The organism is Rothia sp. HMSC065B04, assembly GCF_001812285.1.
Classification (GTDB): Bacteria; Actinomycetota; Actinomycetes; order Actinomycetales; family Micrococcaceae; genus Rothia; species Rothia mucilaginosa.
The window spans coordinates 295,658-320,623 of sequence record NZ_KV808408.1 but is presented as its reverse complement, the minus strand read 5'-3'; the positions used below and the strand labels follow the sequence as shown (position 1 = coordinate 320,623).

Sequence of the window (24,966 nt, the reverse complement as noted above, 5' to 3'; positions counted from 1 at the left end):
CTTTCTTGAGCGTGCCCCTCTCCCCTATGTGCGCTGATGCTCGCTGGTGCGTCCGGTTAGCGGTTAGCGACTGCTACCTGCAGGTAACCTTCAGCGGACTTTACGCCCTTGTCGGTCACTGCGCGGTAGCGGACCAGCGGTGCGAAGCCCTGCTTATTCTTAGCAGATACCGCGATGCCCTGGGTGCCGTCGGGCAGGGTCACCACACGGTAGGTACCGTATTCGTCGCTGTAGGAGCTGACGACCTGGCCGCGCTCGTTGAGCAGCTCCAGCTTCTTCACGGTTTCGCCGCGGCTGTATGCGCCGAAGGATGCTTCGTCGTTGTTCAAGACTGCCACGTTCTGGGTGGTACCCGAGTACAGGGAGACGGAGTCCTCACGCGCGATGGGGCTGTTCTTGTCGACCACGTGCACCTTCAGCGGGATCGAGTACAGCTGTGCGGCTGCGCCCTTCTTCGCCTTCACATCGGACATGCGTGCGGGTGCCTTGCCGGTGCGGTTCACGGTGATGTTCGTGCCGTTGTCGCGGCGCAGGTCCCAGGTGGTGCCGGTGACGTCGTGGGTGTTCAGGTCGATCGAGTAGGTGCCGGTCTTGCCGTTGGAGGCAAAGCGGATGCCGGTCTCCGCGCTGGAGAACTGGCCGCCAGCAGTGTTGACCTTCTCCTTGTTGACCCAGCGGCTGGGGCGGAAGTTCGGGGTCTGCTCGATTTCCTGGAAGTTGTAGTCGCGGGCGTAACGGTAGTTCGGGGAAACCTTGTGCGACTGGTGAACGCTCTGCGCGACTGCGGTCTCGCCGGAGTAGACGGTGGCGTGGTGCTCGGCGGGCTGGTAGAACACGCCGGAGCCGGTGCCGGTCTTGCCGTAGGAATCCGAGGGGTACTTGAACTTCACGCTGGTATCTGCGCTGGCGGTGTTGCGGCCTGCACTGTTTTCAGCGGACTCGGTGTAGTTCACGGGCATCCACTGCACCTGCTGCCAGGGGAACTGGTTGCCGGTGAAGCCGCTGGGCACGAAGTTCGCGAACATTGCCGCCAGCTGCGGGTCTTCCTTATACACGTTCTTACCCTGGCGGGCGTAGGGCGCGTAGGAGCTTGCCGCCTCCAGGTTGAATGCGTTGGTGAAGAGGTTGTGGTCCGTGAGGATGAAGCCGTATTCCTTCATTGCGGTCAGGATCATGCGGGTGAGCTGGTCGTCGGCGTGGCCGGTGTTTGCCAGGTGCTCTTCCACGTCAAAGCTTGCGGGCAGGAAGCCGCGCTGGCCAGCGCGGGGCGCGTTCGGGTACTTGCTCATGTCCAGCTTGCCGTCGGTGCCCTTCGCGGGGAAGGAGGAAGTCAGCGCCGCATAGTCAGCCGCGGTGATGGACACCATGTGGTTGATCTTGCCTGCCTTGAGCTCGTCCACACCAATCTGGGTGAGCTCGTTCGCCATACCCACCACGGAGGAGGTGCCGTTCTTGAGGGTCAGCCAGTAGTTGTCTTCGCCCACGCCGCCGAAGTTCGGCTTAGCGAGCATGTAGCCGCCGGAGGACACGTGGTAGGTCGCCGGGTAGTCAACCGCAACGGGGATGTCCACGGTACCGCGGGTGCCTGCGGGAATCTTGTAGGTGATAACGCCGGTGTTCGCGTCGATGGACGCGCCGGGTACGTTCTTTGCCAGGCGGAACTTCGCGCCGCGAGCAATCGGGTAGGAGGTGCGGGCATTGCCGGACTTCGCGTCGATGCTCACGGGTGCGTTGATGGTGACGGTCTGACCTGCGTTGCCGCGGCCGACGTTGTCGTACTGAATCTTTGCGCTCTTGGGGGTGGATACGTTGCCGCCGCCCACCTGTACACGGGCGGTGCTGGTGTAGGTCTGTGCGTCTGCATCCTTGACGAACTTGAAGTAGGAACGCCAGATGCCGGTCGCTTCGTCGTAGAGGGCGACGGACTGGTCGCCGGAGAGGCCGTGGTCCTCGGCAAACCACTTCGGAATCGGGACGCCGCCGGTGAGGATGCGCTTGTTCTCTGCATTGGCGTTGACACGGCCATCGCGGGAGACGACCTCGACGTACTCCTGGTGCGGGTTCGCGGAGTTCACGGCGAGGGTCGGGATGTTTTCGTGGCCGCCGACGGTCTGGGCGCGGTCCTTCTTCACGGTGCCCGCGTTGATGGCGGTGGTGATGGGGTGGTTACCCGCATCGGCACTGTATTCGAGGAAGGTGCGGCTGATTTCGCTGCTATTGGCTACGACGGCTTCGGTGCCGGTGAGCTTCTTGGCGGCGAATGAATCGCGGGCGAGCTTACCACTGAGGGGCGAGGTGTTCTCGGTGGTGGTCAGCTGCGCCTTAGTGAGGGAGGAGTTAACCGGTGCGAGGGTCGCGATGCTCTGTGCCTTCTGGTCGGGGTTCCAGTAGCAGGTCGGACCGGGCGCCACGTTGGTGAGGTTCGCCAGGGTTGGCACGGTGCGGTAGCCTGCGTCGACGCAGGTGGTACCGGCTACGTTGCGGATGGGGGCGGTTGCACCGAAGGTCGCGGGGAGATTCGCGCCGGTGATGACGGTTGCCAGTGCTGCGGAGGCAGCGATGGTGGCACGGCGGCGGTTTGCAGGGCGCTGTGCCGGGTTTTTGGATGCAGTTGCGGTCATGTTTTTCTTTCGTTCGTGTCGGCTTATTTGAGTGAGTGCGTTTGTATGAACAAACACGGACGTGAGTGAAATATGCATCTGAGGGTGTGCCCGGGTGGGTCCTGATCTTCTGGCAGGAATTCTCAGGAAACTCTCAGATAATCCCCATACCCTACATAGTCTTTTGGGTGAACGCAAAACGAGTTTGTGATTTTGGGCACCGATTTTTTGATAAAGGTTCAGGTTTAGAGTCACATCTCCTTGCACCTTCATGCATTTATTGGTGTTTGAAGACGCAGAATTTGCACCGCAGTGTTTAGGGTTTACTCCTAGTCAAGCGAGGGTGACGTGAAGAAAACGAAAAATGCGTACAGGGAACTAAACCTTAAACCTTGAATTTCCCTGAAAGACGCGCCAAAACTTCCTGTTGAATTTCTCACACGTGACCACAATCTGAGATTCTGCACCGAGAGCAGATAGCACCCCATGCACCGAGACGGGCACCCAGCCACCCCTCAAAGAGCAATTTTCTGGTAACCATCACCCAACAGGGGCACCCTGCGCTTCACCTCGCTGACCCCTCAAAACCCACGTAAAACCCTAAAATTCACGTAAAAGTTCAAAGTTTCTATGTGTTTGTCAGTGTGTAACCATGCAAACACACCACGCCCCCACTCGAGGTGCTGCACGCAGCTCCCAGCAACGACTCCAAGCCGCCCACCGGGGGCTTTATCAATGCAAAAAAGTACTCCGCATGTGCCTTAAAAACACATGCGGAGTGCATATATATTCACCTATAGCTACCGCGGGTGCGCCCCGCAGCAGGTATCGGTAGCCCCCCCCCCAGCGTGGGTTCACGTGGGTTCATCCGCAGTTGCTCACAGAGCCAGGGGAAACCACGGCGCCACGGGTTAGCTACAGCGCAAAATAGTTACGGCGCACGATAGTTACAGTGCGCCCGCCTCCGAGCAGACATTCACCAGCTCACCAATGCCCTCAATACGGGTGCGCACCGTCTGCCCCGGCTTCAACCACTGACGCGGATGCAGCGACAAACCAACCCCCGCCGGGGTACCCGTCGCCACCAGGTCACCCGGCTCCAGGGTCATAAACCGCGAAATATAGGACAGCAGCTGCGCCGGAGTGAACACCATATCCGCCGTCGTGCCGCGCTGACGCACCACGCCGTCCACCTCACAGACCAGCTCCAGGCCGGCAACCGGGTCAACCTCATCGGGGCTCACAATCACCGGACCGAACGGAGTCATCGCATCCCAGTTCTTACCCTGGAACCACTCCGAGGAACGACCCTGCCAGTCACGCACCGACACATCATTCATGACCGTGTACCCCATCAGAGCCTCAAGTGCCTGCTCCTCTGTGGCGTTACGCAGGCGAGCGCCCACGACCAGGCACAGCTCAACCTCCCAGTCGATTTTCGTGCTGCCGGTGCCGTCGGCGGCGGGCATGCGGATCTGCTCGCCGGGGCCAATCAGTGCGTTCGGGAACTTCGCGAACAGCGCCGGATGCTCGGGCACCTCAAGGTTCATTTCCGCGGCGTGGTCGCGGTAGTTCAGGCCGGCGCACACAATCTTGCCGGGCTTATCCAGCGGGCGAATAAAGGGTAGGGAGTTCCACAGCTCCTCGCCGTGACCCATGACGGTCGCGCCGTTCTCCTTCAGGATTGCCACGGCGTTTTTCGGGTCGCCAAAGTTCAGGCGGAACCGGCTGTAGAAATTCAGTAGCGGGCTGAGCTTCGCCGGAAGCTCGTACACGGTCTCTTCAAAGAAACAGACCGCGCGGCTGCCCTTCGAGTCTTTAATCTGTGCCCAACGCATGGATGCTCCTTCGCTTCAGGTGGGGATATATCGAATAAGTTACGGATAAAAGTCAGAAATAAAACAACCTAGTGAAAGCCGTTTTGGGCGTACACCTCAACGATGGCGTCTTCCAGGTCTTCCATGAGCAGGGCGGGGTTCGCGTCCTGCGCCGCGCCGACCGTGGCGGGGTCCAGCTCCATGCCGAGGGCACGGTACACATCCGCGGTGACCGCCCGCAGGGGTGCAGAATCAGAGACCACGATGCCGGTGCTAAACCACCAGCCGCCGGTCACCACACGCTGGGCGGTGCCGACCAGTTTAATGCGGCCGCCACCTGCGGAGGCGGGAAGCTGCGCGTGCACCGAATACTCGCCGGGGCAGTACTCCCCCGGGATTTCACCCATGCGCGCATCCACGCCGACTTCGCGTAGCGCCTGCGCGTACATGGAACCGAAGAGTTCGTAGCGTAGGGTGTTGCCGCTGCGGGCGTCGGTGGCGGGCTGAAAATGGTCCACGACCAGGCACCCCTGATGGTAGGCGGCGGCGTGCCCACCGACCTTGCGCACCAGCACCTCAAAGCCGTGCTCGGCGCACGCCGCGGAGGCCTCCGCGAAGCCGGGGTTCAGTTCGTCACGGCGGCCGAACGCAACCGTCGGGTTCGGCTGATACATGCGCAAGGTGGCTTCACGCTGCCCGCTTGCCACCTCGCGGAGCATCTGCACCGTCTGGTCGTGGTGAATGAGGATATCGCCGGATTCGGGGCCGGTCTCTCGAATAATCTGCACGTTCCTATTTTACGGTTACGCTCGCCACAGCTCCTACGTCTCCCCACAATGCGAAAACGCCCACCCGGGTAGCTAAAACCTAGTAATCCCCCACCCCCTCCGCTAGGGTAGAAGAAAACCCCACAACACCTTGGAGGATGCCGTGCATCAGGACCAGCACATCACCGCCCAAACCACCGCGCTACCCCGCGTCAGCACTGAACAGCGCACCAACCCGGCGCTGACCGAGCCGCAGCCGCTCGGCGCATTCCCTGACGGTTTCCTCTTCGGAGGCGCCACCGCCGCCAACCAGTTTGAGGGCGCCTGGAACGAAGACGGCAAGGGCCCCAGCCTGCAGGATGTACTACCCGCCGGCGGCCTGCACCCGCGCACCGCCGAACCCACCGAGGACAACCTCAAGCTGGAGGGCATCGACTTCTACCACCGCTACCGCGAAGACATCGCCCTGCTCGCGGAGATGGGTTTTAAGGTCTTCCGTTTCTCCATCGCCTGGTCGCGTATCTTCCCCCGCGGCGACGAAGAAACCCCGAACGAGGCGGGCCTCGCCTTCTACGACCGCGTGCTCGACGAGCTCGAAAAGCACGGCATGGAGCCGCTCATCACCCTCAGCCACTACGAAACCCCGCTGCACCTGGTGGAGCAGTACAACGGCTGGACTAGCCGCGAACTCATCGGCTTCTACGAACGCTACGCCCGCACCGTGTTCGCCCGCTACGGCAAGCGCGTGAAGTACTGGCTGACCTTCAACGAAATCAACTCGATGCTGCACCTGCCGTTCATGTCCGGCGGTATTAACACCCCGGCAGATCAGCTCAGCGACGCAGACCTCTACCAGGCGATGCACCACGAGCTGGTCGCCTCCGCACGCGCCACCGCTGCGGCACGCGAACTGGCGCCCGGCGCCCAGGTCGGCTGCATGATTCTTGCCATGCCCACCTACCCGCTCACCCCCGACCCCGCCGACGTACTCGCCGCCATGCAGACGGAACAGGCAAACTTCGCGTTCGGTGACGTGCACGTGCACGGCGCATACCCCGGCTACTTCCTGCGCTCCCTGCGCGAAAAGGGCGTGGAGCTGACCATCACCGAGCAGGACCGCAAGGACCTGAAAAACACCGTGGATTTTGTGTCCTTCAGCTACTACATGTCCACCTGCGCGACCGGCGACCCGGCACGAGGCGAACGCGGCGAAGGCAACATCCTCGGCGGCGTGGTGAACCCGACCCTGCCCTCCAGCGAATGGGGCTGGCAGATCGACCCGACCGGCCTGCGCGTGGTCCTCAACCAGTACTGGGACCGCTGGCAGAAGCCGCTGTTCATCGTGGAGAACGGCCTGGGCGCCCGCGACGAACTGGTCGAGGTGAACGGTGAGCTCACCGTGGATGACGACTACCGCATCGACTACCTGCGCCAGCACCTGCACGCGGTACGCGAGGCGATTGAGGACGGCGTGAACGTGCTCGGCTACACCACCTGGGGTTGCATCGACATGATTAGCGCCTCCACCGCGCAGATGTCCAAGCGCTACGGGTTCATCTACGTGGACCGCAACGACAACGGCACCGGCACCCTGGCGCGCTACCGTAAGAAGTCCTTCCACTGGTACCGTGAGGTGATTGCCAGCAACGGCGCGGAGCTGTAACTGGTAAGGCTCTAGAGGTTGTTCCTTATGCGGCGACTCTAGACGCTGAACCCCACGCGGCTAACACGCGAAACTCAGCAGCAAAAAGCCCCCGAGATGCAGAATCTCGGGGGCTTTTGCGCATGTCCGTTATGCCTAGCGCGGGCGGCTCTAGTCTGTAGGAAATCTAGTCCATGGGTAGGTCATTCAGGCTGGTGGAAACGTACTCCCACCAGGTCGGCACCAGCCCCGCGTTCAACGCAACCCGCTGCGACAGCATGTGCGACGGGCTCGTACCGTAGAACGGCAGGTACCCTTCCGCCAGGGTCAGACGTGCGGCATCACGCACCAGCACGCTGGCGATGCCGGCACCACGCCAGGCGGGCAGCACATCGATACCGATCTGACGCATAATCGGCGAATCATCACTCACGCCCACGAGGGCGATAGGGTCTGCGTGCATGGGGGCGCTCTCCCCCGCCACAGCTACTTCAGATGCCTTAGATGCCTCCTCACCCACCGGGTAGGCGGCAAGCACCAGCACATCCGGGCGGGTCACGCTAAAGCCCAGCGCATTCGAGTAGCGCTTATCCCCGCGGAAGCGCTCAATCTGCTCAGCGTCCAGCAGCTCCACGCGCAGGTGGGTTACGCGTGCCTGCGTGTCCTGCGGGTCAACCTCAAGCGCCCCCGCGGAGGCGTTTGCCTCCCTGCGGATGGTGCGCTCGCCGGTGATTTCGGCAAGCAGCGCCGCCTTCAGTTCGGCGGGGTCAACGCGGCGCATCATGCCCATACCGGGCACGGCACACTTGACCTCCTGCGCCTGCACGCCCTCGGGTACGACCGAGTTCAGCAGGGCGCGGCCGGGCGTGTAGTAGATGCTCGTGCCGCTGACCTGCTGGGTGTAGGGGGTGAGCAGTTCGTTGAGCTGGCGCAGCTGCGCGTAGTCGCCGAGCCAGTTCGACTGGTCGCCGAGCATGTAGTCGATAGCCTTGTCCAGCACGCGCGGATGCTTGGCGCAGAGAATGCCGACGCTCGCGTAGTTGGCGACGCGCAACTCCCAGATGTCGTCGTTGCGGCGGCGTGCGGCGCCCATCTTCTCGGAGGGCGGCTGCACGGTGGCGAGTAGCGGCAAGCTTTCGGCTTCCGGGTAGTCGCGTAGCTCCTCGAGGGCGCGACTAATCGAGCCGGGCGCCTGGCAGAAGTCAGCCTCCAGCTGGGTATGCAGGATGTGCCGCGCACGGTCCACGGTGGTCACAGCTCCACGATTCACGACGCCACGGTTCACAGCACCACGGTTTACAGCTCCACGGATTGCTTTAGCTCCCCGGGCAGATTCGGTTCCTTGAGTATCAGTCACGTAGGTTTCCTCTAGGGCAAATTTTTGACTAGTTCAGGATCTCGGCTAGTTCAGGATCTCAGCAAGGAACGCGCCGGTGTGCGAGCCCTTCACCTGAGCCACCTGTTCCGGGGTGCCCTCTGCGATGACGGTGCCGCCGCCGCTACCGCCTTCGGGGCCCATGTCGATGATCCAGTCGGCGCACTTGACCACGTCCAGGTTGTGCTCGATGGTGATGACGCTATTTCCCTTGTCAACCAGCGATTGCAGCACGGCGAGCAGCTTGCGGATGTCTTCAAAGTGCAGGCCGGTGGTCGGCTCGTCCAGCACGTAGATGGAGCGGCCGTTGGAGCGCTTCTGCAGTTCAGTTGCGAGCTTCACGCGCTGCGCTTCACCGCCGGAGAGGGTGGTTGCGGGCTGACCCAGGCGAATGTAGCCCAGGCCCACGTCCACGAGGGTGTTCAGGTGGCGCGCAATCGGGGTGAATGCGGCGAAGAACTCTGCGGCTTCTTCCACGGGCATTTCGAGTACGTCGGCAATGGTCTTGCCCTTGTAGTGCACTTCGAGGGTTTCGCGGTTGTAGCGCTTGCCGTGGCAGGTTTCGCAGGGCACGTACACATCCGGCAGGAAGTTCATTTCAATCTTCAGGGTGCCGTCGCCGGAGCAGTCCTCGCAGCGGCCGCCCTTGACGTTGAAGGAGAAGCGGCCCGGGGTGTAGCCGCGCATTTTCGCCTCGCTGGTCTCTGCAAACAGCTTGCGGATGTGGTCGAACACGCCGGTGTAGGTGGCGGGGTTCGAGCGCGGGGTACGACCGATGGGCGACTGGTCCACGTGAATGACCTTGTCCAGGTGCTCCAGACCGTCGATGCTCTTGTGGCGGCCGGGTACCTGCTTGGCGCCGTTGAGCTTGTTCGCCAGGGAGGTGTACAGAATGTCGTTGACGAGGGTGGACTTACCCGAGCCGGACACGCCGGTCACCGCTGTGAACACGCCCAGCGGGAAGGACACGGTCACGTTCTTGAGGTTGTTTTCGCGGGCACCGCGCACGGTCAGCTGGCGTTTCTTGTCCACGGGTCGGCGGGATGCGGGCACCTCAATGCTGCGGCGGCCAGCCATGTAGTCGCCGGTAATGGACTTGGTGTTCTTCAGCAACTCTTCAAAGCTGCCGGAGTGCACGATTTCGCCGCCGTGTTCGCCGGCGCCGGGTCCTACGTCCACGATCCAGTCGGCTTCGCGCATGGTGTCTTCGTCATGCTCAACCACGATAAGCGTATTGCCCATATCGCGCAGCTTGGTCAGGGTTTCGATGAGGCGGCGGTTATCACGCTGATGCAGACCGATGGAGGGCTCGTCGAGCACGTAGAGCACGCCGACCAGGCCGGAACCAATCTGGGTTGCGAGGCGGATGCGCTGCGCCTCACCGCCGGAGAGCGTACCGGCGGAGCGTGAGAGGGTCAGGTAGTCCAGGCCCACATCCAGCAGGAACTGCAGGCGCGCGTCAATTTCTTTGAGGACCTGCTCGCCAATCTTGGCTTCGCGGGCGCTGAGCTGCAGGCCGCGCACGAAGGCGAGCGCGTCAGCCAGGGACAGGTCGGTGATGTCTGCGATGGACTGGCCGCCAACCTTCACGCCGAGGATGGTCGGGTTCAGGCGCGCGCCACCGCAGGAGGGGCAGGCGACCTGGCGCATGTACTGTTCGTAGCGGTCGCGGGCGAAGTCCGATTCGGTTTCTTCGTGCTTGCGCTTGATGTACGCCTTCACGCCCTCGAATCCGGAGGTGTAGCGGCGTTCGCGGCCGAATCGGTTGCGGTAGGACACCTCAACCTTGTAGTCCTTGCCGTCCAGGATCGCGGCGCGGGTCTTGGCGGGCAGGTCCTTGAAGGGGGTGTCCAGGTCGAAGCCGAGTTCCTCCCCCAGGCCTGCGAGCAGGCGCAGCCAGTATTCGGTGGTTGCTTTGCCCTGTGACCAGGGGGCGATAGCGCCCTCGCCGAGGGTCAGGTCGGGGTTGGGCACGAGCAGTTCGGTGTCTACTTCCAGGCGCGAGCCGATGCCGTCACAGGCGCTACATGCGCCGAACGGCGAGTTGAAGGAGAAGGCGCGCGGCTCGATGGTGTCGATCTGCAGCGGGTGGTTGTTGGGGCAGGCAAGGTTTTCGCTGAAGGAACGGGTACGTTCGGGGTCGTCCTGCTCTCGGTCCACGAAGTCGATGAGCACGCGGCCGTCGGCGAGCTTGAGCGCGGTTTCGATGGAGTCGGTCAGGCGCTGGTGAATACCGTCCTTAATGACGATACGGTCGACGACCACCTCGATGGTGTGCTTGTACTGCTTGGCGAGCTTGGGCGGGTCGGAGAGCTGCACGGTTTCGCCGTCCACGCGGGCACGCGAGTAGCCCTGGGTGAGCAGATCCTTGAAGAGGTCGACAAACTCGCCCTTACGTGCGCTGACGACGGGCGCGAGAATCTGCAGGCGGGTGCGTTCGGGATACTCCTGCAGAATGTCCACGATCTGCTGCGGAGTCTGCTGGGTGATTTCTTCGCCGCATTCGGGGCAGTGCGGGTGGCCGATGCGCGCCCAGAGCAGACGCATGTAGTCGTAGATTTCGGTGATGGTACCGACGGTTGAGCGCGGGTTCTTGGAGGTGGACTTCTGGTCAATAGACACCGCCGGGGAGAGGCCCTCGATGAAGTCTACGTCGGGCTTGTCGACCTGTCCGAGGAACATGCGCGCGTAGGAGGACAGCGACTCAACGTAGCGGCGCTGACCTTCCGCAAAGATGGTGTCGAAGGCGAGGGAGGACTTACCGGAGCCGGAGAGGCCAGTGAAGACGACCATCGCATCACGCGGAATGGTGAGGTCTACGTTCTTGAGATTGTTTTCGCGGGCACCCTGAACCCGGATACTGGTCAGGTCGTTCGCTTTGAGTGCGGTGCTACCGTGTGCCGGGCGGGGTGTCATCGAAAATCCTTTCGTCTTATCTTCGAACTTAAATTCTACACCCTCACGCCTTTCACCAGCGGGATTATGCGGCGGGTGAAGGCATGAGGGTGCAGCACTTATATGAGGCGGACTGTCAGGCGCGGTTTACCAGCCGCGGGTTCCCCACTCTTCCAGGTGGGGGCGCTCGTCGCCGAGGGTGGTGGAGCGGCCATGGCCGGGCAGTACGATGGCGTCGTCTTCGAAGCCGCCGAAGAGCTTTTCGAGCACGTTGGAGAAGAGCTCGCCGAACTGCTGCGGGGAGTCGGTCTTGCCCACGCCGCCGGGGAAGAGGGTGTCGCCGGTGAACAGCAGGGTTGCGGGGGTGCCGTCTTCCCAGGTGGTTTCGAGGGTGTAGACGATGGATCCGGGGGTGTGGCCGGGCACGTGCAGGGCGCGGATGACGGTGTCGGAGAGGTAGAAGTCGAAGCTTTCGCCGCCGGTCAGCTCTTCTTCGACGATGTAGTCTTCCAGTTCCTTAATCTCAGCAGCGTCAGCTGCACCCGCGGAGGTCACGGCGCCGGTGAGGTGGTCGAGCTCCTTAATAGCGCGGATGTGGTCCCAGTGGCCGTGAGTAACCAGAATGCCGGTCAGACCAATAGTGCGGGGCCTGATGGAGTTGAAGTCCTCTTCCTTCTCCATGACGCGCACGCGGCGTTCTTCACCATCTGCCAGTTCGAGCTGCGGGCAGTCGTTCAGGAGCGCGTCAAGAGTGAATGCGTAGAGTTCTTCTGCATCGTCTGCAGGGTCGATGAGCACCTGCTCGCCGGTGGCGCGCATGGTGATGAGGTAGACGCTATTGTCCATCTCGGAGACACTGAACGCACGGACGGTCAGTTCGGGGTTCTCAAAGATGAGGGTGGGTTCGGGGTAAGTAGTCATAGTTCCAGTGTAGGGGTTGTGACCGCACAGTATGCGCCTATGCGGTTCGCTCCCCTATCAGCGCATTCGGCATTGAACGCACGGGATGCATGTGCCGGATGCAGATGGCACAGATATTGGAGCAAGCTCGGCTCGGAACAGGCTCTAGCCAAGAGCTTGTCTTTCTGAGGCTCCGGTGAAATCCAAAAGTTAAACAGAGAAGCGACTGCGCATCGATACACAGTCGCTTCTCATGACACCCAGGGGTATCTATCACTCACTCAAACACAAGCAACCCGAGGACTTTGGAAATCTCACGATTACTTGATGACTCAATAGTAGCGAACTTTTTAGGGGCTGTTTTACCGTCCAATTTGGTACGGAGAGCCGGATTTAGTGACCCGCGCCTCATTGTAATCATTCTGTAATAAAAACAGGTGTTTTTTAGGGTATCCATACGTACCAATTTCATTTTTTTCGAGTTTTAGCGTGACTTATTTCACCCAAAATAATTTTAGAATTTCCCTCTTTTGGCACTTCGGTGCACCTTTAACTTAAGCTCCACACTCGGCAATCCCAAAGGTTCAATACCCAGTTTTAGCCCGGTATTCTGCGGAAGTAGAGGGTTAAGGTGAAAGTATCTTCAAGTACTTGCAACTTCATGAGCAGGAAAAAATGTACTGCTCACCGTTCAAAATCTGCACAATTATTCGCGCGAGGGCAAAATCAATTGGTCTGTTTTACCCCTGTAGGTACCCCCTAAAGTAGAGGTTTTATTACAAAACAATAACATCAGCCCCACATTCAGGTTCACTGAGTGCACCCATTAAAACCCCTTTCAAAAAGCAAAATACCTAGTCAATGCCGTATTTTCACAAAATGCAAGACAGTGTGTCACTAAAAAATCAACCTCTATAGATTGTTTAATAAAACCTGACCTTCAAGCACAAATAGAGCCCAATTATTAACCAGCACGTACCAATTTCACCCTCAAAACAGGCGCCCTAGAAGCCTCAATGAAAGGTTGAAAGACCCCTCCGCCAGGGGTTTCAGGATCCTTCACTCCCCCTGGTTGCTGCCTGGTTGCAGCCTAGTTTCAGCCGGGTTGCAGCCTAGTTTCATTCTGTTTTCAAGAGCTCCGTTCCCCCGCCCTCAAGCGTTGCACACCTCGTATTCGCCCCTCATGCTTCCATGCATCTGGGGGGCAGAGCACTCCACAAAAGCACCATAGGGCACAGCAAAGGCGGCGCCCCTCCCCCGCTGTGGGGAAGGAGCGCCGCCTCCACTAGCTATAAATCAGCTGGAACAGCCGCTTTAGAACAAGCCTTAGGACAGGCCTACCATCACGCCATTCTCGTCAAAGCCGATGCGCTCAGCTGCGGGGCTCTTGCTCAGGCCCGGCATGGTGCGCATGGTGCCGCAGATAGCGTAGACGTAGCCAGCACCTGCAGCCAGGCGAACCTCGCGCACGGGCAGGGTCCAGCCGGTCGGTGCGCCCTTCAGAGTTGCATCCGAAGAGATGGACAGGTGGGTCTTCGCGATAACCACGGGCAGGTGCGAGTAGCCCAGCTCAGCGAAACGCTTCAGCTGCTTAGCGGCAACGGGAGCAATCGAAATGCCGTCCGCGCCGTAGACCTTGGTCGCAACCTTCTCAATCTTGGTCTCGATGGAGTCCTCAAGATCGTAGGTGTACTTCAGATCCGAAACGTCGTCACATGCCTCAGCGACCACGTCTGCCAGGTCGGTGGTGCCCTTACCGCCCTCAGCCACACCGCGGTGGATAGCCACGCGAGCGCCAGCTTCCTCAGCGATACGGCGGATGGTTTCGTGCTCGGACTCGAAGTCGGTCGGGAACGCGTTGATTGCCACGACCGGCTGAACACCGAAGTTACGCACAATCTCGATGTGCTTCTTCAGGTTCTCTGCGCCCTTCTCCACGTCGGAGGGGCTTTCCTGCAGCATGCCTTCGGGCAGGGGCTTGCCCGGAACAATCTTGTACAGGCCGGAGTGAGACTTCAGGGAGCGCACGGTGACGACGAGCACTGCTGCGTCGGGCTTCAGGCCGGAGACGCGGCACTTGACGTTGAAGAAACGCTCCGCACCCATGTCTGCGCCGAAGCCAGCCTCGGTAATCACGTAGTCGGAGTACTCCAGGCCAACGTAGTCGGCAACCACGGAGGAGTTACCGGTTGCAATGTTGCCGAAGGGTCCCGCGTGAATCAGAGCGGGGGTGTGCTCCAGGGTCTGCAGCAGGTTCGGGTTGATAGCGTCTGCCAGGATGACGGACATTGCGCCGTCAGCCTTCAGGTCAGCTGCGGTGACGGGCTCGCCGTCGTAGTTCAGGCCGATAACGATCTTTGCCAGGCGCTCGCGCAGGTCCTTGAAGGAGGTTGCCAGCGAGAGAATCACCATGATTTCGGAGGCGCTGGTGATGTCGAAACCGGTCTCGCGGACCACGCCGTCCATGCGTTCGCCCAGGCCCACGACGATGTTGCGCAGGGAGCGGTCGTTCATGTCGATAACGCGGCGCCACTCGATTGCGCGCGGGTCGATGCGCAGCTCGTTGCCGTGGTGCAGGTGGTTGTCAATCATGGCGGCAAGCAGGTTGTGTGCTGCGGTGACGGCGTGGAAGTCGCCGGTCAGGTGCAGGTTCAGCTTCTCCATGGGAACGATCTGGGAGTAGCCGCCGCCTGCTGCGCCGCCCTTGATGCCGAAGGTCGGGCCCATTGCGGGCTGACGCAGAGCCAGGATTGCCTTGCGGCCGGTCTGCGCGAAGCCCTGTGCGAGGGATACGGAGGTTGCGGTCTTACCTTCACCGAGCGGGGTGGGGGTGACTGCGGTAACCACGATGTACTTGGAGCCGCGCTTGCGGGCGGTCTCTGCGTTGGTGGTTTCGTCGAGAAGGACCTTAGCGACGTACTTGCCGTAGGGTTCAAGGCGATCTTCGCTGATGCCGTTGTCCGCTGCGATCTTGTTGATGGGCCAAAGATCGGCGGCAAGTGCGATTTCGAGGTCGGAAGGGAAAGGCTTCTTCGTCATTGTCATCCTTCGAGTTGTACGAATCATGCTCTTTTATTCTATGCCTTGGCTCACTCATTTGTCCCTCACCTCGCCGGAAGGTGGCAAATAAACTCAATTTTTAAAGCACTAATCCCCGCAACCGGTACCCTACGCTCACGTGGAGTAACAGGGTCGGTGCGGGGATCAGTAGCGCATACACGCCGGGTTGCCGGTGTAAGAAGGCACAAGAACCGACGATACGAGCGGCTATTACGGCATAGTCAGCAGAACCTTGGTGGCGGTGCGCTGGTCCATTGCCTCGTAACCCTTAGCTGCCTCGTCGATGGGCAGAACCAGGTCGAACACCTTACCGGGCTCAATTTCACCCTTGTAAATCAGGTCAATGAGGGTCGGCAGGTACTTGCGCACGGGGGCGGGGCCGCCCTCCAGGTGAACCTGCTTGTCGAAGAGCTTATCGGTGCCGATGGAGCTGTCGTGCGGCACGCCCACGAAGCCGATGTAACCACCGTGGCGTACGCAACCGAGTGCCTGGTCGAAGGACTGCTGGGTACCAACAGCCTCAGCAACGCCGTGTGCGCCCACGCCGTCGGTGAGCTCCAGAACCTTGGCGATGCCCTCTTCGCCGCGCTCTTCCACGACGTGGGTTGCGCCGAATTCCTTAGCGAGCGCCTGACGTTCGGGGTTGCGGGACATGATGATGATCTTCTCCGCGCCGAGCTGCTTAGCGCCGATGACTGCGCTCAGGCCGACTGCGCCGTCGCCAATAACGACGATGGTCTTGCCGGGGCCTGCCTGCGCTGCGTCTGCTGCGTACCAGCCGGTGCCGAGCACGTCGGATGCCGCCATCAGGTGCGGGATCTGCTCTTCGGTGGGGGTTGCGGGGGTCTTGACGAGGGTGCCGTCTGCGAAGGGTACGCGGGCGTATTCTGCCTGGGTGCCGTTAGAGCGCATGCCGATGAATGTGTCGCCTGCTGCGATTGCCTTGAGGCAACGGGAGGGGTAGCCTGCGGTGCAGGTTTCGCACTCGCCGCAGGAGATGCAGAAGGAGCCTACGACGAAGTCGCCGGGGGCTACGGTGGTGACCTCGGAGCCGATTTCTACGACCTCGCCGATGTATTCGTGGCCCATTGCGCGGTGGTCGACGGGCTTTGCGTCTGCGCCGCGGTAGGGCCACAGGTCGGAGCCGCAGATGCAGGATGCTGCGAGCTTGATGATGGCGTCGGTGGGTTCGAGCAGGGTCGGCTTCTCAACTTCGTTGACGACGACCTTGCCGGGGGCTTCCATAACAACTGAACGCATGATATTCCTTTCAAATCTGCGTTGATAGTTAGTCGTATCAGAGTACGCCCCGCACCCCGATATATCAATAATTTTTTATGCTACGGGGTGAAGGTAAAAATTCCGACAACCGGAACCAGAAAGACCGCTCCTACTCCCCTGCTTCTCCGCCGCTTCCGCGCCAGGTTATACCGGGGAAGCCTGGGCATCCTGGCACGTTAAATAGCCCGGTTAAACGGCGGAACCCCCGCGCATCCACAGTGGATACGCGGGGGTCGGTTTATCTCAGCCTGATATCTCAAGGCGAGAAGGGGCTTAGAAGTCCCAGGATAGAAGTCTCCGCCTTAGAAGTCCCAGTCCTCGTCCTCAGTGTTCACAGCCTTACCGATCACGTAGGAAGAGCCGGAACCGGAGAAGAAGTCGTGGTTCTCATCAGCGTTCGGGGACAGTGCCGACAGGATTGCCGGGGACACGTTCGTCACGGTCGCCGGGAACATCGGCTCGTAGCCCAGGTTCATCAGAGCCTTGTTAGCGTTGTAGTGCAGGAACTTCTTAACGTCCTCACTCCAACCCACACCGTCGTACAGGGAGTGGGTGTATGCCACCTCGTTCTCGTACAGTTCGTACAGCAGGTTGAAGGTGTACTCCTTCAGCTCTGCCTGACGCTCCGCGGACTCCTTCGCCAGGCCGCGCTGGAACTTGTAGCCAATGTAGTAGCCGTGCACTGCCTCGTCACGAATAATCAGACGAATCAGGTCAGCGGTGTTGGTCAGCTTCGCGTGCGAAGACCAGTACATGGGCAGGTAGAAGCCCGAGTAGAACAGGAAGGACTCCAGCAGAGTGGAGGCAACCTTCTTCTTCAGCGGGTCGTCACCGGTGTAGTAGGACAGAACAATCTTCGCCTTCTTCTGCAGGTGCTCATTCTCAGAAGCCCAGCGGAACGCCTCGTCAATCTCCTTGGTGGAGGCGAGGGTCGAGAAGATCGAGGAGTACGACTTTGCGTGCACGGACTCCATGAACGCAATGTTGGTGTACACGGCCTCTTCGTGCGCGGTCACAGCGTCCGGCAGCAGGGACACAGCACCGACAGTACCCTGGATGGTGTCCAGCAGGGTCAGACCGGTGAAGACGCGCATGGTCAGCTGCTTCTCTTCCTCGGTCAGGGTCTTCCAGGAGGGCACGTCGTTGCTCAGCGGCACCTTTTCCGGCAGCCAGAAGTTACCGGTCAGACGATCCCAAACCTCAAGGTCCTTCTCGTCCTCAATACGGTTCCAGTTGATAGCCTCGACCACGTGGTCGACGAGCTTCACCTTTTCGCTCATTAGTAATTCTCCGATTCTTAAGGGGCGGTTACGGTGCCACGCGCGGCCAGCCAGTCGCGCAGGCGGTTTGCGTGTTTACCGTAACCGCCCCTTCCAGTCTTTAGTTATAGTGTGCCAGCTCAGGCTGAATGCGTCACAGCATTCGGGCTAGAGCATGCAGGATACGCAGCCTTCAACCTCGGTACCCTCAAGAGCCATCTGACGCAGACGGATGTAGTAGATGGTCTTGATGCCCTTACGCCATGCGTAAATCTGGGCGCGGTTGATATCGCGGGTGGTTGCGGTATCGCGGAAGAAGAGGGTCAGCGACAGGCCCTGGTCCACGTGCTGGGTTGCAACAGCGTAGGTGTCGATAATCTTCTCGTAACCAATTTCGTAGGAGTCCTGGTAGTACTCCAGGTTCTCGTTGGTCATGTACGGTGCCGGGTAGTAGACGCGGCCGAGCTTGCCTTCCTTACGGATCTCAATCTTCGAAGCGATCGGGTGAATCGAAGAGGTCGAACCGTTGATGTAGGAGATGGAGCCGGTCGGCGGAACAGCCTGCAGGTTCTGGTTGTACATGCCGTACTGTGCCACGTCAGCAGCCAGCTGAATCCACTCTTCACGGGTGGGGATGTGGTGCTTAGCGAACAGTTCGCGGGTACGCTCGGTCTGCGGTGCCCATTCCTTCTCAATGTACTTTGCGAAGAACTCACCGGACGCGTACTTCGAGTTCTCGAAGCCCTCGAAACGCTGGCCGCGTTCCTTAGCAATCTGCATGGAGGCGCGGATTGCGTGGTAGGCGACGGTGTAGAAGTACATGTTGGTGAAGTCCAGTGCTTCTTCGGAACCGTAGTAGACGTGCTCGCGTGCCAGGTAGCCGTGCAGGTTCATCTGGCCCAGACCCACGGCGTGGCTCATGCCGTTGCCGCGCTCGATGGAGGGTACGGAGCGGATGTCAGACTGGTCGGAGACGGAGGTCAGCGAACGAATCGCAGTTTCCACGGTCTTGCCGAAGTCGTCGCCGTCCATGGTCAGTGCAATGTTCAGCGAGCCGAGGTTGCAGGAGATGTCCTTACCGACGGTCTCGTAGCCGAGGTCAGCGTGGTAGGTGGACGGCTCAGAAACCTGCAGGATCTCGGAGCACAGGTTGGACATGATGATCTTACCGGCGATGGGGTTCGCGCGGTTGACGGTGTCTTCGAACATCACGTACGGGTAGCCGGACTCGAACTGGATCTCTGCGATGGTCTGGAAGAACTCACGCGCGTTGATCTTGGTCTTGGTGATGCGTGCATCGTCGACCATTTCGTAGTACTTCTCGGAGACGTTGATGTCGGAGAAGGGCACGCCGTAGATGCGTTCCACATCGTACGGGGAGAAGAGGTACATGTCCTCGTTCTTCTTCGCCAGCTCGAAGGTGATGTCGGGGATGACAACGCCCAGGGAGAGGGTCTTGATGCGGATCTTCTCGTCAGCGTTCTCACGCTTGGTGTCCAAGAAGGCGTAGATGTCGGGGTGGTGTGCGTGCAGGTACACGGCACCGGCACCCTGACGTGCGCCGAGCTGGTTTGCGTAGGAGAAGGCGTCTTCCAGCAGCTTCATGACGGGGATAACGCCCGAGGACTGGTTCTCAATCTTCTTAATGGGCGCACCGGACTCGCGCAGGTTGGTCAGGGCGAATGCCACGCCGCCGCCGCGCTTGGAGAGCTGCAGTGCAGAGTTGATGGAGCGGCCGATGGACTCCATGTTGTCTTCCATGCGCAGCAGGAAGCAGGAGACGAGCTCGCCGCGCTGCTTCTTACCTGCGTTGAGGAAGGTCGGGGTTGCCGGCTGGAAACGGCCGGAGATGATCTCGTCGACGATGTCTTCGGCGAGCTTCTCGTTGCCTTCTGCCAGCAGCAGTGCGACCATGCAGACGCGGTCTTCGAAACGCTCCAGGTAGCGCTGACCGTCGAAGGTCTTGAGCGCGTAGGAGGTGTAGAACTTGAAGGCACCCAGGAAGGTCGGGAAGCGGAACTTCACGGCGTAGGCGCGCTTGAACAGGTTCTTGATGAACTGGAAGTTGTACTTGTCGAAGAGTTCCGGCTCGTAGTACTGGTTCTCAATCAGGTACTCAATCTTCTCTTCCAGGTCGTGGAAGAAGACGGTGTTGTTGTTGACGTGCTGCAGGAAGTACTGTCGTGCCGCCTGGCGGTCTGCATCGAACTGAATCTGGCCGTTCTCATCGTAGAGGTTCAGCAGTGCGTTCAGCTCGTGGTAGCTCATACCTTTGAACTTCTCGGGCACGCTCTTGCCGTTGTGGCTCGCACCGAGAGTTTCTAGTGCTGAGGGCAGTTTTGCGTCCAAAATGCTTCCAATCCTTCGTTGACTTTTTCTACATCTGAATCGGTGCCCATGAGCTCAAATTTGAAGAGCACGGGCACATCGCACTTCTTGGCGACAATGTCTGCCGCGATACCGAAGAGCGGACCAAAGTTGGTGTTGCCGGAGCCAATCACACCGAGTATGTGGTGGCGATTCTGCTCCACGTTCAGGAATTTAACCACCTGCGGGGGAACGTTACCGGCGCCTTCGGGCTTGCCGTAGGTGGGGACGATGAGCACGAACGGCTCATCAAGAATGAGGGTGTCTTCGCCGGTGCGCAGCGGCAGGCGGAGGCGGCGGGCACGGATCTTCTCCACGAACTTGTGGGTGTTACCGGAGATGGAGGAGAAGTACACGATGAGTGGCGCTGTATCGTCCAGTTCGTCCTCGGTCGCTCGACCCTCGGAAGCATTGCGTGCATCCATAAGAATCTTGCGGATTTCTGCGTGCTCGTCGACGGGGTTGGGCGTGAGGGCGGTACTCAATCTGTACTCCTTATTCTCGTGGGCCGGTGTGGTTCCGTGCCGATTTTCCGTTTGTACGGGTTTCGGCAGGGTTGTTACGCTGCCAGAGCGTTGATCTTGTCGGGCTGGAAGCCGGACCAGTGCTCGTCGCCTGCGATGACGACGGGTGCCTGCATGTAGCCGAGGGACTTGACCATTTCGAGGGCCTGAGCGTCTTCGGTGATATCAACCTTGGTGTAGCTGATACCCTTCGCGTCGAGGGCGCGGTAGGTCATGTTGCACTGGACGCACTGGGGCTTGGTGTACACGGTCACTACCATGGGAGTGCCTCTTACTTTCTCCCGCTCGGGCGGGCTTATCTCGTGAATGAATCTGGCGTGTTTCGTCGGTGGTTCACCACGTGTTATTTACGGCGGGCGCTGTGCCGTCCACTGCCCCCTCCTAGTGGGGCGTGGCGGTTTCCTGCTCTGGGGCAGGGCGCCTAAAAGTGCCGTAGTGGTGGAACCGAGTATTAATACTACATCTAGTGTCGAGATTTTTCTGCACCACAAGATGATGTGGTGCGAGGGTCGTGTTTCGTTCGATAAACCCACAGTTGAACCCACTTAAGAGGGGGTGTCTACAGCTTATCCACACCCTGCCGCGGGGCTAGTTCGCCGTATTTTCGCGGGGTGTGCCGGGTTATCCACAGGTGGGGTTTAAGTTGGTCAGGATTTTTAAGGGTTCATTCGCCCGCCAAGTTGAGGTTCAGTTAACCTCATGTATGCGTTTGGGGGCATAAAACCCGGCAGATTCGGGCTTGATTTTAAAGAGATTTCCGCTCTCACCCGTTCTTGCGCGGAACGGCGCGGTTTTAAAGCAGAACGGACTTTCTTAAAGGCGGGGGTTAACCCCCTTCGAGCGGGTTTAAGCTATGTGATTAAGGCTGTAGAAAAGATTTTTAACTCTTTTTCAGCAGCCGGTGTGTCGTGGGTTTAAGTTGGTTAATTCCGCTGAAACACCAAAACCCACCGCATATACCGGCATTTCGCGGTATTTGCGGTGGGTTTACAGGCTATAGGCACAGATTTTAGCAACCGGCGAGCAGTAACCGGCTAGAAATCGATCAGGCCCAGCTCACGCAGTTTCTTACTCAGCGTTACGCCGTCGGTGGCTTCAATCCACAGCGGCGAGCGCATCATCTGTTCGGCACGGTAGTCACTCCAGACTCGGCCGGAGGCGAGCATGGTCTCCCCCACCGTCAGGTTGCGGATGACGATTGCCGCGACGTTGTCCGGGTAGCGTACCGCGAAGCCGTTGTAGATGTACGGGTCGCGCTGCCCGTCGTCACCGACGAGGATCCACTTCATTTGCGGGAATTCCTCGGCGAGGCGGCGCAGGGACTCGACCTTATGGTTGGTTCCGGAGCGGAACCAGCGGTCGGGGGTGGGGCCCCAGTCGGTGAGCAGGAACGTGCCGCGCGGGTAGCCGTTGCGGCTGAGGAAGCGGCGCAGGGTCGGGGTGATGTTCCAGGCGCCGGTGGACAGGTACATGAACGGCGCATCCGGGTGGCTACGGCGGATACGGTCAGTCATGACCGCCATGCCGGGGGTGGGGATGCGTGCGTGCTCGTCGAGAATGAAGGAGTTCCAGGCAGCGACGAGGGGGCGCGGCAGCATGGTGACCATGACGGTGTCGTCGACGTCCATGATGACGCCGAGCTTCTGGCTTTCGGGAACGATGTAGACGCTGGTTGCTACGGCGCGGGAGCCGGGCACGTACATGATGACTTCGTGCATGCCAGGGTCCAGGTCGATGCTGAGTTTGACGTCGAGTACGCCGCCGCGGTCGGTGTACGCCTCATACTTGGTGCCGTCGATGACGATGGTGACGGGCGCGTCGGACATTGCGGTTGCGGTGAAGGAGCGCCAGCCGCGCATGGGGTTGGCGGTGTCTTGGGTGCCTTCTACGACCTGTAGCAGGCGTTCGAGGTTGACCGTCTTGTAGAGTGCGCGGGCGATGATGCGGACCCAGCCGGGGTTTCCTTCGGAGGCGGCGCGTCCGTAGCCTTCGGTGGGCACGAGGATAGGCTCGCGACCGGCGGCGATGGCGCGCTTTTCGCGCCACCTGTGCAGCCGGTCTGCAACGCGATAGCCGATGTTGACTGCCTCGTCGGCAGCATCGTTCACAAGGTTGCGCAGTTCGTGAGTGCCCAAATTCTCCATCCCACTAGTGTAGCGGAGCGTTACCGGCTTGCGGCTTTAGGATTTTGTGTTCTTATATCTAGTTTTTATACCTATTAATACTGTGGTGCTGAGCGGGGGGTGTGATGTGCGCATTATTTAGGGGTGTATGTGCTGTTCAGATTCGTTCCTTGCAGGTGGGGGCGTTATCCTGGAGAGTATGACCCACTCACAGCCTAACCGCCGACTTTTTGTGCTCGGCACTGCTATGCTTCCGCTGATTGCTGCCTGCTCGAAGAAGTCGAATGACTACGACGGCACCAGCGGTAATTTCACTCCGTATCAGGCTGGCGGCGAGACCTCTGCTGCTGCTACTCGCCCCGCACCCACGAATTCGCCGACGGTTGCCGCTGCTGGCAACCCGGTTGATAAGCCGCGCGAATGGCCCGGCATCGGCAACTCCCTCGTTGGTGACGGCAAGTATGTTGCGTGGACTGTTGATGACGGCGCAAGCCCGGAGGCGATTCGCGGCTACGCTGAGTTCTCGAAGCGTACGAATACTCGCCTGACGTTCTTCATTAACGCTTCTTACACCGGTTTTAAGGAGCACGTGTCGCTGTTGCGTCCGCTGGTTCAGAGCGGTCAGATTCAGGTTGCGAACCACACCTACAGCCACGCCGACCTGACCACCCTGGACGCTGAGGGCGTGAAGGAAGAGCTGCAGCGTAACGAAGACGAGATTATGAGCATGTTCGGTGTCTCGTCAAAGCCGTACTTCCGCCCGCCCTACGGCCGCTACAACGATGCGGTTCTGAAAGCAGCCGGCGAGATTGGTTTTACCCGCCCGGTCATGTGGAACGGCACGACCGGGGATGAGGCGAAGACCAGCTCCCGCGTGATTTACATGCGCTGCATCCGATACATGCTGCCGCAGCAGATTGTGCTGGGCCACCTGAACTACGAGACGATCATCCCGATCCTGGATAAGGTGAAGGGTCTGATTGATGACCGCGGCCTGACTGCGGTGACGGTTCGTGACTACTACGGTGACGCATCCGAGGAAGAGATTAAGGCGGCGGCACCTTCGCCGACCCCCACCCCGGAGGAGCACACCCCGGAGCCCGAGCAGACCACTGAGGCACCGGCAACCCCTACCCAGGAGCCGACTACTGAGGCTCCGACTCAGGCGCCGACTACCCGCTATGAGGATGAGGCAGCGGCAAACCAGCAGGCGACGACCGCCCCGGCGGCAACGACTGCTCCGGCTGCTCGTGCGACCGCCGCACCTGCGGCTACGACTGCTCCCGCGGCTACTGCCACGACCGCACCGGCGGCTGCCCGCCGATAGGGTCGCGTATTTCGCGTGTGCTAAGCCCCCTTGACCCGGTTCCTGTACGGACATTCCTATACAGGGATTCTGTACGAACCGGCGCGAGGGGGCTTTGCCGTACCCGGCGGGAATAACCGCTGGGGAATAAACTCTGGGAAATAACGCTGGGAATAGCCGGGAATAAACGCGGCAGCCGGGGCGTTAGGTGAGCATACAAGGCGGCAACGTGCCGCATCCGAGTATGAGAGGAATAGATAACATGCGTATTGATATTTGGTCCGATATTGTGTGCCCCTTCTGCTACGTGGGCAAGCGTAACCTGGAGCAGGCGCTCGCCGAGTTTGAGCACCGTGACGAGGTTGAGGTGGTGTGGCATAGTTTTGAGCTGGACCCGTCGGCTACGGAGCATCCTGCCGGTTCGCTGCCTGAGATGATTGCCGGTAAGTATCAGATGTCGCTGGAGCAGGCGATCGCGAGCCAGGAGTCGTTGGCGGAGCGTGCCCGCGAGGTGGGTTTGGATTTCAATTGGCGGCAGGCACGCTACGGTAACACGTTTGATGCGCACCGTGTGATTCATTATGCGGCGGAGCAGGGTTTGGCATCGGCGGCGCAGGAGGCGTTTAAGAAGGCGTACTTCACGCAGGGCCGTTCGGTGCAGGATCACGAGTCGATTCTGGATATCGCCTCTGAGATTGGTTTGGATACCGCCGAGGTTGAGGCGGTGTTGAAGAGCGACCGTTACGCGGTGGATGTGCGCGCTGATGAGCAGTTGGCGCACCAGCTGGGCATTAATGGTGTGCCGTTCTTCTTGATTGAGTCGAAGTGGGCGGTGAATGGTGCGCAGCCTGCGGAGGCGCTGGTGCAGGCGCTGCGTCAGGTGTGGGAGCAGACTCATCAGGTTGAGTTCCTGAACCCGCTGGCGGGCGCGGCTGGTGACGCGGCAGGTAACAATGCTGCGGAGGCGGGTCCGTCCTGCGATATGAACGGCAACTGCTCCTAGCGACAGTTCTGGATGGAGCTGCCCCGGCGGGGGTGCTACTCCCCCAG

Annotated in this window: 16 protein-coding genes; 3 read left to right on the top strand and 13 right to left on the bottom strand. The window is 60.1% G+C overall.

Translation table 11 applies throughout. From position 1 onward, the window contains the following. Positions 1-56: 56 nt before the first annotated feature. The 3 genes from HMPREF2845_RS04640 to HMPREF2845_RS04630 form a co-directional block, all read right to left on the bottom strand. A complete protein-coding gene (locus tag HMPREF2845_RS04640; RefSeq protein WP_070634005.1) occupies positions 57-2,621 on the bottom strand; it encodes a Rib/alpha-like domain-containing protein in 2,565 nt (854 codons plus the stop codon). A gap of 926 nt (positions 2,622-3,547) precedes the next feature. Beyond that, entirely contained in the window at positions 3,548-4,438 is an 891-nt protein-coding gene (locus HMPREF2845_RS04635; protein ID WP_049356817.1) for a fumarylacetoacetate hydrolase family protein, read from the bottom strand. A gap of 68 nt (positions 4,439-4,506) precedes the next feature. After that, the gene (locus HMPREF2845_RS04630) at positions 4,507-5,205 is read right to left on the bottom strand and encodes a lipoate--protein ligase family protein (RefSeq protein ID WP_049342038.1); all 699 of its coding nucleotides are present in this window, start codon (positions 5,203-5,205) and stop codon (positions 4,507-4,509) included. 142 nt (positions 5,206-5,347) lie between these two features. On the opposite strand from HMPREF2845_RS04630, the gene HMPREF2845_RS04625 reads away from it, so the two are divergent. Continuing rightward, a complete protein-coding gene (locus tag HMPREF2845_RS04625) occupies positions 5,348-6,847 on the top strand; it encodes a glycoside hydrolase family 1 protein (protein ID WP_070634234.1) in 1,500 nt (499 codons plus the stop codon). A gap of 166 nt (positions 6,848-7,013) precedes the next feature. Here HMPREF2845_RS04625 and HMPREF2845_RS04620 read toward each other — a convergent pair whose 3' ends face one another. The 10 genes from HMPREF2845_RS04620 to HMPREF2845_RS04575 form a co-directional block, all read right to left on the bottom strand. Next, complete coding sequence (locus tag HMPREF2845_RS04620) at positions 7,014-8,096, bottom strand: GNAT family N-acetyltransferase (RefSeq protein WP_246824598.1); 1,083 nt, start codon at positions 8,094-8,096, stop codon at positions 7,014-7,016. A gap of 132 nt (positions 8,097-8,228) precedes the next feature. Further along, complete coding sequence (gene uvrA / locus HMPREF2845_RS04615; protein ID WP_070634003.1) at positions 8,229-11,117, bottom strand: excinuclease ABC subunit UvrA; 2,889 nt, start codon at positions 11,115-11,117, stop codon at positions 8,229-8,231. A 126-nt stretch (positions 11,118-11,243) separates the two neighbouring features. Beyond that, on the bottom strand, positions 11,244-12,017 hold the full coding sequence (locus tag HMPREF2845_RS04610; RefSeq protein WP_070634002.1) for an MBL fold metallo-hydrolase: 774 nt from the start codon (positions 12,015-12,017) through the stop codon (positions 11,244-11,246). A 1,305-nt stretch (positions 12,018-13,322) separates the two neighbouring features. Beyond that, positions 13,323-15,035, bottom strand: a complete 1,713-nt coding sequence (locus HMPREF2845_RS04605; protein WP_070634001.1) for a formate--tetrahydrofolate ligase — start codon at positions 15,033-15,035, stop codon at positions 13,323-13,325. Positions 15,036-15,266: 231 nt separating this feature from the next. After that, positions 15,267-16,316: a zinc-dependent alcohol dehydrogenase family protein gene (locus HMPREF2845_RS04600; protein WP_070506162.1), complete on the bottom strand. Its 1,050-nt coding sequence runs from the start codon at positions 16,314-16,316 to the stop codon at positions 15,267-15,269. A 323-nt stretch (positions 16,317-16,639) separates the two neighbouring features. Beyond that, a complete protein-coding gene (nrdF, locus tag HMPREF2845_RS04595; RefSeq protein ID WP_005505797.1) occupies positions 16,640-17,617 on the bottom strand; it encodes a class 1b ribonucleoside-diphosphate reductase subunit beta in 978 nt (325 codons plus the stop codon). 147 nt (positions 17,618-17,764) lie between these two features. Then, the gene (nrdE, locus tag HMPREF2845_RS04590) at positions 17,765-19,945 is read right to left on the bottom strand and encodes a class 1b ribonucleoside-diphosphate reductase subunit alpha (protein WP_070634000.1); all 2,181 of its coding nucleotides are present in this window, start codon (positions 19,943-19,945) and stop codon (positions 17,765-17,767) included. Next, positions 19,918-20,448, bottom strand: a complete 531-nt coding sequence (nrdI, locus tag HMPREF2845_RS04585) for a class Ib ribonucleoside-diphosphate reductase assembly flavoprotein NrdI (RefSeq protein ID WP_049342045.1) — start codon at positions 20,446-20,448, stop codon at positions 19,918-19,920. Before nrdI ends, nrdE begins: the two co-directional genes overlap by 28 nt. A 74-nt stretch (positions 20,449-20,522) precedes the next feature. Beyond that, positions 20,523-20,747: a glutaredoxin-like protein NrdH gene (nrdH, locus tag HMPREF2845_RS04580; RefSeq protein WP_005505794.1), complete on the bottom strand. Its 225-nt coding sequence runs from the start codon at positions 20,745-20,747 to the stop codon at positions 20,523-20,525. 774 nt (positions 20,748-21,521) lie between these two features. Further along, positions 21,522-22,631: an App1 family protein gene (locus tag HMPREF2845_RS04575; protein WP_060824702.1), complete on the bottom strand. Its 1,110-nt coding sequence runs from the start codon at positions 22,629-22,631 to the stop codon at positions 21,522-21,524. A 178-nt stretch (positions 22,632-22,809) separates the two neighbouring features. Between HMPREF2845_RS04575 and HMPREF2845_RS04570 the strand changes: the two genes are divergently transcribed. Both HMPREF2845_RS04570 and HMPREF2845_RS04565 read left to right on the top strand, forming a co-directional pair. Then, positions 22,810-23,937, top strand: coding sequence for a polysaccharide deacetylase family protein (locus HMPREF2845_RS04570; protein WP_070633999.1), 1,128 nt, complete (start codon positions 22,810-22,812; stop codon positions 23,935-23,937). Positions 23,938-24,178: 241 nt separating this feature from the next. Beyond that, a complete protein-coding gene (locus HMPREF2845_RS04565) occupies positions 24,179-24,919 on the top strand; it encodes a DsbA family oxidoreductase (RefSeq protein ID WP_049345558.1) in 741 nt (246 codons plus the stop codon). Positions 24,920-24,966: the final 47 nt, after the last annotated feature.

Coding starts and splice junctions, on each gene's coding strand:
- HMPREF2845_RS04640 (WP_070634005.1), bottom strand. CDS start 2,621: ATGACCGCAACTGCATCCAAAAACCCGGCACAGCGCCCTGCAAACCGC.
- HMPREF2845_RS04635 (WP_049356817.1), bottom strand. CDS start 4,438: ATGCGTTGGGCACAGATTAAAGACTCGAAGGGCAGCCGCGCGGTCTGT.
- uvrA (WP_070634003.1), bottom strand. CDS start 11,117: ATGACACCCCGCCCGGCACACGGTAGCACCGCACTCAAAGCGAACGAC.
- HMPREF2845_RS04610 (WP_070634002.1), bottom strand. CDS start 12,017: ATGACTACTTACCCCGAACCCACCCTCATCTTTGAGAACCCCGAACTG.
- HMPREF2845_RS04605 (WP_070634001.1), bottom strand. CDS start 15,035: ATGACGAAGAAGCCTTTCCCTTCCGACCTCGAAATCGCACTTGCCGCC.
- HMPREF2845_RS04600 (WP_070506162.1), bottom strand. CDS start 16,316: ATGCGTTCAGTTGTTATGGAAGCCCCCGGCAAGGTCGTCGTCAACGAA.
- nrdF (WP_005505797.1), bottom strand. CDS start 17,617: ATGAGCGAAAAGGTGAAGCTCGTCGACCACGTGGTCGAGGCTATCAAC.
- nrdH (WP_005505794.1), bottom strand. CDS start 20,747: ATGGTAGTGACCGTGTACACCAAGCCCCAGTGCGTCCAGTGCAACATG.
- HMPREF2845_RS04575 (WP_060824702.1), bottom strand. CDS start 22,631: ATGGAGAATTTGGGCACTCACGAACTGCGCAACCTTGTGAACGATGCT.
- HMPREF2845_RS04570 (WP_070633999.1), top strand. CDS start 22,810: ATGACCCACTCACAGCCTAACCGCCGACTTTTTGTGCTCGGCACTGCT.
- HMPREF2845_RS04565 (WP_049345558.1), top strand. CDS start 24,179: ATGCGTATTGATATTTGGTCCGATATTGTGTGCCCCTTCTGCTACGTG.